Source organism: Desulfonatronum parangueonense (assembly GCF_054656975.1).
Window position 1 is genome coordinate 1,149,575 of the sequence record NZ_BAAHXH010000003.1, and the last position, 12,282, is coordinate 1,161,856.

At 56.4% G+C, this 12,282-nt stretch carries 5 protein-coding genes and 1 riboswitch; all 5 genes read right to left on the bottom strand.

What is annotated here, in order from left to right; all coding sequences use genetic code 11:
* Nucleotides 1-628: 628 nt before the first annotated feature.
* Nucleotides 629-5,584: a chemotaxis protein CheB gene (locus ACYQ15_RS05475; protein ID WP_459936518.1), complete on the bottom strand. Its 4,956-nt coding sequence runs from the start codon at nt 5,582-5,584 to the stop codon at nt 629-631.
* A gap of 136 nt (nt 5,585-5,720) precedes the next feature.
* Nucleotides 5,721-5,812, bottom strand: a riboswitch (cyclic di-GMP riboswitch).
* A 428-nt stretch (nt 5,813-6,240) separates the two neighbouring features.
* Nucleotides 6,241-7,869, bottom strand: coding sequence for a hydroxylamine reductase (hcp, locus tag ACYQ15_RS05480; protein ID WP_459939549.1), 1,629 nt, complete (start codon nt 7,867-7,869; stop codon nt 6,241-6,243).
* A gap of 605 nt (nt 7,870-8,474) precedes the next feature.
* Nucleotides 8,475-8,963 (bottom strand): universal stress protein, encoded by a 489-nt coding sequence (locus tag ACYQ15_RS05485; protein WP_459936519.1) that lies wholly within the window; start codon nt 8,961-8,963, stop codon nt 8,475-8,477.
* A gap of 164 nt (nt 8,964-9,127) precedes the next feature.
* Nucleotides 9,128-10,087 carry a serine/threonine protein kinase gene (locus ACYQ15_RS05490; RefSeq protein ID WP_459936520.1) on the bottom strand — a complete coding sequence of 320 codons (960 nt, stop codon included), beginning with the start codon at nt 10,085-10,087 and terminating at the stop codon, nt 9,128-9,130.
* Between the two features lie 36 nt (nt 10,088-10,123).
* The gene (locus tag ACYQ15_RS05495) at nt 10,124-12,253 is read right to left on the bottom strand and encodes a heavy metal translocating P-type ATPase (protein ID WP_459936521.1); all 2,130 of its coding nucleotides are present in this window, start codon (nt 12,251-12,253) and stop codon (nt 10,124-10,126) included.
* Between the last annotated feature and the right edge of the window lie 29 nt (nt 12,254-12,282).

The window sequence follows — 12,282 nt, forward strand, 5'->3', positions numbered from 1 at the left end:
CGTCTGGCCGTGCTGTGCTTAGAGGGGCCGCACTGGGGTGCGGCGCTCCCAGGGGGGCGCACTGGATGTGATTTGGATGTGAGCCTCCCTACCCTTCGTGTCCTTCGTGCTCTTCGTGGTTGAATCTCTGAAGATTTTTTTTCACCACGAAGGGCACGAAGAGCACGAAGGGGAAAGAGGAAGAAGGGGCGCACTGGGGTGTGGCGGTCCCAGGATGGGCGCACTGGACGCGATTGGATGAAAGCGCCCTCAACCCTTCGTGTCCTTCGTGCTCTTCGTGGTTGAATCTCTGAAGATTTTTTCACCACGAAGGACACGAAGAGCACGAAGGGGAAAGAGGAAGAAGGGCCGCACTGGGGTGTGGCGGTCCCAGGATGGGCGCAATGGAGTGCGATTTGGATGAGAGCACCCTACCCTTCGTGTCCTTCGTGCTCTTCGTGGTTGAACCTCTGAAGATTTTTTCACCACGAAGGGCACGAAGAGCACGAAGGGGAAAGAGGGAGAGGGGGCGCACTGGGGTGTGGCGGTCCCAGGATGGGCGCACTGGACGCGATTGGATGAAAGCGCCCTCAACCCTTCGTGTCCTTCGTGCCCTTCGTGGTGAAATCTCCGGCAATGCTTTTTCGCGTTATTCGGCCGGCAGTGCTTGCTGGTCGGGGGGTTCTTCCGGGTTGTGCGCGGGCAGGGTGAAATAGAAGGTCGAGCCTTCTTTGTGCTTGCTTTGCGCCCAGATCTGGCCGCCGTGAATCTGGACAAACTCCTTGCACAGCAACAATCCCAGCCCTGTTCCCTTCTCTCCGGCCGTGCCTTTGCGGGAGGAAACCTTGTCCAGCATGAACAGCTTGGACAGAGAGGTCTGATCCATGCCCATGCCGTTGTCCTCCACTGAAATCACGACCATGGATCCTCGTTTTGAGGCGGCAACCACCACCATGTCCCCGGCTTTGGTGAACTTGACGGCATTGGTGAGCAGGTTGCGCAAAATCATGTTGAACATGGGCTTGTCCGCGTACACGTTCAGGTCCTCCGGAATGTCGTACATGATCTGAACATCCTTCTGGTACGCAGGGGCACGCATCAGGTCGATGTTCTTCTTGACCTGGTCAGTGAGATTGAAAAGCTGCGGCATGAACTGGGCCTCCCCGCGTTGGACGATGGCCCATTCAAGGAGATTTTCCAGAAGATTGTATAGATTTTCAGCGGTTTGCTGCATGTCCTGGGACAGTCTTTGGATGTCTTCCAGGCAGAGATTTTCGATGCGCTCGGTCAGCATCTTGATGAAGACCAGAAAGCCGATGAACGGCGACCTCAGGTCATGGGCAATGATGGAAAAGAACTTGTCACGTTCCGACAGGGCCTTCTGAAGCTGGGAGTTGTATTCGACAATCTCCTCATCGAACTTTCTGCGCTCGGTGACGTCTTCCCGGATCAGGATGCCGCCGTCAGGAATGCCTTCCTTGATGATTGGGACCCCCCGGACGCTGACCCAACCGGAATGCCCTCCGGTGAACTCGGGAAAATAAACCTCGTCCATTTCCAGCGGTTCGCCGTAAACAAGTTTTTTGACCTCATCCCCGATACCCGCTTTTACCAGCCCAGGGAGTTCGTAGATGTATTTCCCCAGAAAAAAATCCTGATCCATTCTGTCCTGACCAAACGTTCTGATATGCCATTCGTTGACAAAGGTAATCCGGCCCAGCTTGTCGAAGCGCATGATGGATATCGGACACTTCTCGGCCAGGGTCCGGAACTCCATTTGGCTTTTTTTCAGCGCCTCTTCCGCCTTGCGCCGTTCCGTGATGTCCCTGGCCAGAATGATGAAACGAGGATTGGCTGCATGCGGGTCACCTTTCAAGGCCACGGAAATTTCAAAACTGTGCAGATTGTCGCCAAGATAGAGTGAGAAAATGTTTCCCTTGTGATATCCGTGAATTTTGGCTTCGGCCATGGATTCCTCGATGGCCCGGCTCATGTTGATGGGCAGCACGTCATGCATGTCTTGCGAGAGAAATTCCGTCCGGGGGAGATAGAGGAGCTCCCGGAGCGGAGCCCGGTAATCATGGATCAACCCTCTGTCGTCGACCTCGATCAGGAGGTCCGGCAGGGTATTCAGGGTGGCGACAAGCTGATCCCGGGTTTCCTCAAGTGCCTGCTCGGCGTACTTGCGATCCGTGATGTCCCGGGCCATGACGATGAAGCGGGGCATTGCGGCCAGAGGATCGCCCTTGACGGCAATGGAAAGTTCGTACCAGTTCACCTCGTCGGCCACTCGCAGACAATACTCCGCCCCCCGGTGCGTTCCTTCGACAGCGGCCTCGGCTATGGCCTCAACAAAAATGTTGCTCACATCCTCCGGCAGCACCTCCTGTACGGTTTTCATCAGAAACTGCTCCGGTGGGAGATAGAGCAGTTCCGGATTCGTGGCCCGGCAGTCCAGAATGCGGCCCTCGATGTCCATTTCGAACAGAAAGTCCGGCAGGGCGTTCAGGGTGGCCGACAACTGGTCCAGCGTTTCCTTGAGCTTTCGATCGGCTCGCTTCTTCTCCGTGATGTCCTGCAGAATGCAGTGGGTTCTTGCAAACCGGCCGTTATTATCCAGTTGGACCCGACTGCTGAGCGACACGAGAATGACGGCCCCATCTTTTTTGACCATCTTGAATTCATACCCCTGAACCGTCCCGACCTCCTTCAACTTGGCAAACTCCTTGCGGTATCCCTCGACCAGCTCTTGCGGCAGAAAACGCGTCATGTTTTTGCCGATCAGTTCCTCGGCGGAATAACCCAGCATGTCCAGGAAAGCCTGATTGACATCCAGGAAATTCGCTTCTTCGTCCAGGGACTGGTACGGCATGGGCGCGTTCAGGAACAGTTGCTTGAAATGCTCCTCGCTCTTGCGCTTCGCCTCTTCAATATCTTTGCGTTTTGTGATGTTCACAAAGGAGATCACCGCGCCCTCGATCCTGCTCTCCAGAGTCCGGTAGGGCCGGATGTGCATCAGGTACCATAATCCGGTGATGGTCCGCACTTCCACATCTTTGGCGGTCAGGGTTTCAATGACGTTCCGGGTGTCCGTCACCAGATCGTCGTAATTCTCCAGGTTGGACAGAATGTGGCCCACGGGCCGCCCGATGTCGGTTTCGATCAAATTGATCACGCTGCTGATGTCCGGAGTGAACCGGACGATGCGCAGTTCCATGTCCACGAACAAGGTTCCGACCCCGGTTCCGGCGAACATGTTGTTCATGTCGTTGTTGGCCCGGGACAATTGATTGATCTTGGATTGCAACGCGGTGTTGAGCGATTCCAGATCCTTTTTGGATGAACTGAGCTTCTCGTTGCTGAAGGACAGCTCCTGGTTCACGGAATGCATTTCCTCGTTCGAGGACTTGAGTTCCGCATTGGTCTTGCGCAGTTCGATCAGGGCGACGCGAAGCTGTTCTTCCTTTTCCCGCAACTGTTGCTGGAGTGCGGCGATCCAGATCTCGGATTCGCTGTCCGCATCGTATTCGGCAGGGGCTTCAAAAACATCCGTTCCGTCATGGTCCTCCCGCAAGGAGGTCGGTTTTTGTTCCATGAACCGGCCCGGCTCAAGAATGACCAGATACAAGGATGCGCCGTTCATTTTCGAGGGATCGGCCTGGGCTCCGGAAAGGGGATCCGTGGTCACGGGCCGGACGGTCAGGTTGACCGGTTGCGCATCGCCATTGGATTTGACGCGCAATCCGGGACAATGCACGGTTTTTTGGCTCGATTCGGCTCGGTGCAGCGCCCGTCGTAAATCGTTGCGCAGCCCGGGGCGGGCCATGTTCAGGATATTGTTCACTCCGATCACTCCCGAAGGAGCCTCCAGGTAGAGGCAGGTCCGGCCGTGCAGATAGAGCATGTCGCCGGAGCCGGTGACCAGGGCGGCCGCCAGACCGACCTCCTGCAGGAGCACTTGTTCGGTCAATTCCTTCAGCGGCAATCCCGCACTCGGCATTCTCGCTCCATGATCCGAAAATTCCGGGTTGCCCATTGCCGGCGACGGTGGATGCGCAACAAGAACATCTTCCTTGTGTTGGTACAGATTCATTTTTCGGTCCATGGTGTTGAACAGGTCACTGATCTCCGCCACCGTCCCGGTGGGGCACAGAAAAAGATAGCCCCTCGGGACCAGTGCGTAATGGAATTTGGCAATAAGCTTGTTCTGCAGTTCTTCATTCATGTAGATCAAAACATAGCGGCAACTGATCAGGTCCATCCGGGAAAGCGGGTAATCCCGAATCATGTCATGTTCGGAAAAGATCACCATGTCCCGGATGTCCTTATTGATTTGGTATCCGCCGGTTTCCCGGTCCATGGTAAAAAAACCGGCCAGCCGTTTGGATCCGATATCCGCGGCAATGCTTGCCGGGTAAAGACCCGCCCGGGCCGTGGCAATGGCCTCGCTGTCCAAATCCGTGGCAAATACCTGAATCTTGAAGTTTTTTTGCAACTTCTGCCGTTGTTCCGTCAGAAGCATGGCCAGTGAATAGGCTTCCTCTCCGGTGGAACATCCCACGGACCAGACCCGGATAGTTGATCCGGAGGACTTCCCGGCAAAGAGTTTTGGAATGACCTGTTTTTCAAGAATCTTAAAAGCTTCGGGATCACGAAAAAAACTTGTCAGGCCGATGCGCAGGTCGCGCAGCAGGGCCTGGACTTCTTCAGGCGTGCGACGGAGATATTTCAAATAGCCTTCCATGGAATGGATCTGGTGGACGGCCATGCGTCGCAGTACCCGTCGCCAGGTAATGGAAAGATGGTATTGTGAAAAATCATGGTCGCTCTGGTCGCGGACCAGAATCAGGATTTTCTGCAGCACCACCGTATCCTGCTGCGGAGGGGCGGCGGCGGGCTGGGGCAGCATGCCCAGAGCTTGGGAGGCATAGGCGATGAGTCGGGAGGGCATGGCGGCCGGCGGCAGGACAAAGTCGGCCAGTCCCGTGTTCACCACGGCCCGAGGCATGCCGTCGAATTCGGCTGAGGAAGGGGCCTGGACCATGACCATGCCCCCCTCGCCCTTGATGTCCCGCACGCCTTGCGCGCCGTCGCTGCCGGTGCCTGAGAGCACGATACCGATGGCATTTTCGCGTTGATCCCGGGCCAGGGATCGGAAAAAGAAGTCGATGGGCATTCGGTGGCCGTACTGTACAGTAGGCTCAAAAAGGTACAGGACTCCGCCCTGCAATGCCAGATCATAACCGGAGGGAATGATGTAGACATGATTGGGACGAATCCGCGTCCCATCCCGGACTTCCAGAACCTCCATTCCGGTTTGTTCCTTGAGCAGGTCGGCGAGAACGCTTTTGTGGTTCGAAGCCAGATGCTGAACCAGGACAAAGGCCATGGCCGGTTCAGTACCCTCCGGAATATCGGAGAAGAACGCCTCCAGAGCCGCCAGACCCCCGGCGGAAGCGCCGATGCCGACCACCGGAAAACCAAGCGCCGGATTGTTCGAAGGCGTGGCTTCGTGATATTGAACGGTTCTTTGCCTGGACATGGAGATCCCGGTCTGGTCTGAAGAACCTGCATGCATCGCCATATCGTGCCTGATTCTTGTCATGATGGCCTCTTGAACACCACCTTGCGGCGGCTCAATTGAACTCAGTCAAAAAATGAACAACAGAGTCATCACAGCAAAGGTACCGGTTGCTTGAGGCAAACAAAAACAGCTAAAACATGGCTTCAGAGGCTCTCAATCCGGCAACCCCGCTACCCTATTCCGCATACATGGAACGTAGGCCGGTGGCTTTGCGCAGCACCCTTTCGGGATGCGTTGCCCTTGCGGTTGCGGTTGGTTGATAGGTATATTGTATTTTAAATCATTGTCGAGAGGGAATGTTTGATTTTGAAAAAAATGCGGCAAATGCAACCTCTCAGGTTGTGTTTGCCGCACTGGTTAGTCATGGCGAATCTTTTTTTTACAATTATGGTAACTGTTCAAAAAGGTCGGGCACGGATTGCGCGTTTCCTTGAAGCTAAATTCCCGTCTTCGCGGGAATGTCTTCAGTGCGAACGCTTTCCCAAGCACGTCATGCCCGCAAAGGCGGGCATCCAGATCATGCTTGCCACGGTTTATCGAGCAGTTACCAACTATGTGCCCTATCCTGAAGACACTCATCCTGGAAACAGGAACGACTTTTGTCGTTCCTGTTCCTGGATTGAACATCCAACATCGTTCGTTGTGTCTCGAACCTCGTTGTACGTTCACGTCTCATCCTATCCGAGAATGGCCTTCAGATCTTCCTCCGGGGTGGTGATGGGCTTGATGTTGAATTTGTCCACCAGAACCTGGAGGACATTGGGAGAAGTGAATGCGGGGAGTGACGGCCCGAGCCGGATGTCCTGAATGCCCAGATGCAGCAGCGTCAGCAGGATGGCCACGGCCTTTTGCTCGTACCAGGACAGGATCATGGACAACGGCAGATCGTTCACCCCCACGCCGAAGGCCTTGGACAGGGCCACGGCGATCTGGATGGCCGAGTAGGAGTCGTTGCACTGGCCGATGTCCAGAAGCCGGGGCAGACCTTCGATATCGCCAAGATCCTTGTCGAAAAAGCGGAACTTGCCACAGGCAAGGGTCATCACCACGCAGTCCTTGGGCACCTTTTCCACGAACTCCGTGTAGTAGTTGCGACCCGGCTTGGCCCCGTCGCAACCGGCCACCAGGAAGAAATGACGGATCTTCTTGGACTTGACCAGGTCGATGACCTTGTCCGCCACGGACATTACGGCGTTGTGCCCAAAGCCGACCATCACGGTCTTGTCCTGGACGTCCTCGGGAAAGCCCGGCATCTCCAGAGCCTTCTCGATTACCGGCCCGAAATCGCCGTTCTTGACGTGCCGGACGTCGGGAAAGCCCACCAAACCGGTGGTGAAAAGGTTGTCCTTGTATTTATCCTGGGGACGCATCAGACAATTCGTGGTCATCAGGATGGCGCCGGGAAAGGCGCTGAACTCCTTGGTCTGGTTCTGCCACGCCGTGCCGTAATGGCCGTAGAAATGGGGATAGGCCTTCAGCTTGGGATAGCCATGGGTGGGCAGCATCTCGCCATGGGTATAGATGTTGATGCCCTTGCCCTCGGTCTGCTTGAGCAGGTCTTCCAGATCCTTCAGGTCATGGCCGGAAATCAGGATCGCCTTGCCCTTCTTCGGGCCCAGGGGCACCTCCGTGGGCACCGGATCGCCGTAGGTTCCGGTGTTGGCCTTGTCCAGCAATTCCATGGTCTTCAGGTTGGCCTCGCCGCAGCGCAGCACCAGATCCAGCCAGTCCTCCAGGGACAGATCCGTGCGGGCCAGTGCGGCCATGCTCTCATGGAGGAAGGCATAGACGGAATCGTCGGTCTGGCCCAGAATCCTGGCATGGTCGGCATAGGCGGCGATGCCCTTCAATCCGAAGAGCAGCGTGTGTTTCAGGGAGCGCTTGTCCGGATCGGTCTCCTTGTCGTTGAGCAGGCCGTGCTCCTCACCCTGGCGAATCATGCCGTCCAGTGACGGCGCCGGTTCAAAATTCGTTTCCGGCACGTCAAAGTCGGCAACTCCGCCGGCGGCCTTGACTTCAGAACGCAACTCCTCGCGATATCTGACAGCCTGCTCGATCATGGGCTTGAATCGTTCCGGGTCGAAATCCACATTGGTCAGGGTGGAAAACAAGGCCTCGCAGACAAAGGCGTCCGCATCCGCCCGCCTCACGCCCACTTTGCGACCCTCATGGGCCACGATCCCCAATCCCTGCAGGGCATGAACCAGCAAATCCTGAAGCGCCGCAACATCCGGTTTTTTTCCACAAACGCCTATTTTTTCGCAGCCTTCACCCTTGGCAGCCTGTTCGCACTGGTAGCAAAACATGTCCATTGATTTTTTTTCAGGGGTTCCAGTCATTGTTTCCTCCTCGATCACTTTTCGTGATGCTTGAGAGCAAGAGTCAAAAGATAACTAAAGCAAATGTCATGCCTGCTGAGCAACTCGCTACTCTCGAATTAATGATTTGAAATCATAGATCTTTCTCCTCAAGGGTAAACCCAGTGACACTCAATCCAACGCAAAAATTGTAACCATGCAACATTTTCGCAACAGTGTGTTGCACTATTCAAAGGGTTTCTAAGCGGGCCATGCCCGCAACGCGGTTATCAGTTATCAGTAATTTGTTATCTGGATTTTCCGTAACTGCTCAATAAGGCAGGGCAACCAACCACCAAGGATCCGTGCTGCCTGGATACCGGCCTGCGCCGGTATGACGGAATGGAGTACATCGATAACGAGCTTTCTCGATCGTCACCCCGGCGAAGGCCGGGGTCCAGGTGTTTTTGTGTGGTCCACTTGCCAGAGTATTGAGCAGTTACGATTTTCCTGACAACTGATAAAACTAACTGATAACAATTTCATGTTTTTTTGTGGCAGGTAGAAGCAGTAATTCACCTAAAGATCCGGATATGTGGGCATCAGGCAGAGCCCTACTCCACCACCCAGACCGTGCAGTTTTTGGTATTGTGCACGATCTTGGTGGATACGCTGCCGAACAGGAACTCCTCGGCCTTGGACATGCCTCTCCGGCCGACCACCACGGTTCCAAACCCACCCTCCCGGATCACCCGCAAGAGATGATCCGCCACGCTGAGGGGAGGTGTGGAGCCGGTCTGGGACGGGACGGCATTGAAAGTCGGCACGTAGTAGTCGATGGAGACCGTTTCGGACGCGACGCCCCGATTTTGCAGTTCTTCCTTGGCCTGGTCGAGATAGTCGCGCATCTTCTTCTCCTCCTGCTCACAGGCCTTTTTCCACGCCGCGTCATCCGGAAACGTATCACGCTCCGGATTGCGTTCCACGTACAGCAGTTGAATTTCAAAACCCGAAGCACCTCCGATCATGGTGCCGACATAGTCCACGGCACGATTCGAATTCTCGGATGCGTCCACGGCCAAAAGAATTTTTTTGAAGTTCATCGTTTACCTCCGGAAAATGTTGAGCCTCTGGGACCGCCGTACCCCAGTGCGGCAATCCATGAATTACGCGTCACCAGGGATATTCGCGCTCATTTGGTGGCCGCACTGGGGTGCGGCGATCCCAGAGGCTGCGTTCAGTCGTATGCTTCCACGGAATCATTTCATCATTTCAAACTCTCCATGCACGGTTCCAAATCCTGGAGCAGTTCCTCAACGCTTTCATAGAATACGTCCGAACCGGCTGAAAATCGCAGCAGCACGTTGTTCAACTGGACGGGGATGTAGGGAAACAACCGTTTCAGGTTGGCCAGACGATTGGGAAAAAAAAGCGAAAAATCCTCATTGCGCAGGCCGGAGAGGATTTCCCGGCCTGAAGGCGAGGCAGCCATGTCATGGGTTGTATGAACACCTTTGCCGATGATGAACTGCAGAATGTTTCCCAGGCCGAACAGGTCCAGACCGAAGGGGCTTTCCATGGATTCATAGGCGTAATCAAAGTCGATCCAGCGGTACTTTCCGGTCCTGTGCTCCACCCAGATGTGATCCCGACGGACATCGCCATGCTTTTCGCCCTGCTCATGCAGATACCTGATCGCCCTGCAGGCGCCGATGAATTTTTCCAGAATTTCGGGAAAGAAGGACTGAAAGTATGTCTGGTGATCGGCATCAATATCCTCGATTACATTGTCCAGGCTCCGCCCCCGGATCAATTCCAGGACCCGGACGGAGTTTCCTTGCGTGTCGCGCAGGGTGACGCCCTGCATGAATCTATCGTCGTTCCTGACCAGGTCGAGAATCCGGGATTCCTTTTCCGGACTGCGATAGCAGCGGATGGATATGGAGCCGATGGTCTGCTTGAAGCTTTCATGGAAGACCAGTTTGAGGATGGATATATCACCCGCTTCCAGATCCCGGCATCGTTTGACCCAGAACTTGGGATCCTCCATGCCGAAACGCCGTTCCGCCTCATCCCGGATGACCACGAAATGCCGGTCCTCCAGGGCCAGGACATCCCCATAGGAAATGCCCATGAATTCCGTTGTATCCGTAACCACCCTGCCCTGATCCCTGAGTGAAATGGAAGGCAAGACCTGCTGGACCTTCTCCCATATTTCCTTATCCACGAATGACCTCCGTGATTTTTCTGTCTGCACAAATTCCTACAATTCAACCCGCCGCAACAACTGAGCGTTCACGGCCACGATCACCGTGCTGGCGGACATCAGGATCGCGCCCGTGGCCGGGGCAAGGATGATGCCGGCCCAGGCCATGATCCCGGCGGCAAGGGGGATGGCCACGATATTGTAACCCGCGGCCCACCACAGGTTCTGGATCATTTTCCGGTTGGTGGCCCGGCTCAGGGTCACGATGCGCGACATGTCCCGCGGATCGCTGCGCACCAGAACCACGTCTCCGGCTTCCACGGCCACATCCGTGCCCGCGCCGATGGCGATGCCGATATCCGCCGTGGCCAGGGCCGGCGCGTCGTTCACACCATCCCCGACCATGGCCACCCGCTTGCCGCCCTGCTGCAGTTCCTGAATCTTTTTGGCCTTGTCTTCAGGCAGGACCTCGGCGAACACCGTATCGATGCCCAGCTCCCGGGCCACGCTGTCAGCCACGGTTTTGGAGTCGCCGGTCAGCATGGCCACTTCGATGTCGAGTTGATGCAGTTTCTGCACGGCTTCATGGGATTCCGGACGAATCGCGTCGGCCAGGGCGAATACGGCAACGACCCGGTTGTCTTTGACCAGATAGACCACGGCCTGGCCGTCCTGTTCAAAGCGTTCCGCGGATTGGCGGATCTCATCCGGCTGGTCGACACCGAGTTCCCGCAGCAGGGCCGGGCCGCCGACCTTCAGCGTCTGATCATCCACCACGGCCTGGACGCCATGTCCGGGGATGGATTGGAAGTCCCGCGATTGGGGAATGTCGAGTTCCTTTTCCCGGGCACTGCCGAGCAGCGCCTTCGCAATGGGATGCTCCGCGTCGTGTTCCACAGCGGCGGCCAGACGCAGAGCTTCGTTCTTTTCAATGCTGCCCGAAACAGCACTGTCCACGACCCGATGTTCGCCCATGGTCAGGGTGCCGGTTTTGTCAAAAACCACGACTTGCAGCTTCCGGGCCTCCTCCAGGCCGCGTCTGTCGCGAACGAGCAGCCCGTTTCGCGCGCCCACGGTGGTGGAAATGGCGATCACCAGGGGCACCGCCAGCCCCAGGGCATGGGGGCAGGCAATGACGAGCACGGTCACCATGCGGGTAATGGTGAAGTCCAGCGTGGCGCCGAAAACAAGCCAGGCGATGAACGTCGCTCCCCCCGCACCGAGGGCCACCAGCGTCAGATAGAACGCCGCCCGGTCGGCCAGGGTCTGGGCACGTGAACGTGACCCCTGGGCCTGCTCCACCATCCTCATGATTCCCGCCAGGGCCGTCTCGTCGCCCACGCCTTCCACTTTCACGCGCAGCGAGCCGTCTCCATTGATCGTTCCGGCCGTGACCTTTTCGCCGGGATGTTTCTTCACCGGGCGCGACTCCCCGGTGACCATGGCCTCGTTCACCGAGCTGTTCCCGTTCTCCACAATTCCGTCCGCGGGAATGTTCGCACCGGGGCGGATCAGCACAAGATCACCTTCCTGCAGCTGATCCACCGGAATTTCTTCGGTCTGGTCTCCTTCCAGAATTCGCTCCGCCGTGTCCGGCAGAAGCTTGGCCAGTTCCCGCAACGATCCCTGGGCCTGGGAAATGGAACGCATTTCGATCCAGTGCCCCAGCAACATGATCGTGACCAACGTGGCCAGCTCCCACCACAAGGCATGTCCGTCAAACCCAAGGGTCACGGCGACGCTGTAGACGAAGGCCACGGTGATGGCCAAAGCGATCAGGGTCATCATGCCCGGCATACGATCCGCCAGCTCATGCATCGCCCCTTTCAGGAAAACCAGGCCGCCATACAGAAATACCATGGTCCCGAAGATGGCGGGAATGAACTCGGACCCGGTGAATTCCGGCGCGGTGTAGCCGAACCAGTCCATAAGCATCGGTTCCCAGATCAATGCCGGAATGCTGAGAATCAGGCAGACCAGGAACTTTGTGCGAAACATTTCCACGCTGTGGCCGGCGTGCTTGTCATGGCCGGAGTGGTCGCCGCCATGTCCGCCGTGACCGTTGTCCTGCTTTTTATGATCGCCGTGATCGGCGTGATCTCCGTTTTTTGAACCACCGGAATGATTCCGGTCAGATTGGTGCCGTTCACCGGATGGATGGTGATGACGCTGTTTCGGTGCTGTCATTTACTCCCTCCTGTTAGCTGTTCACCCTG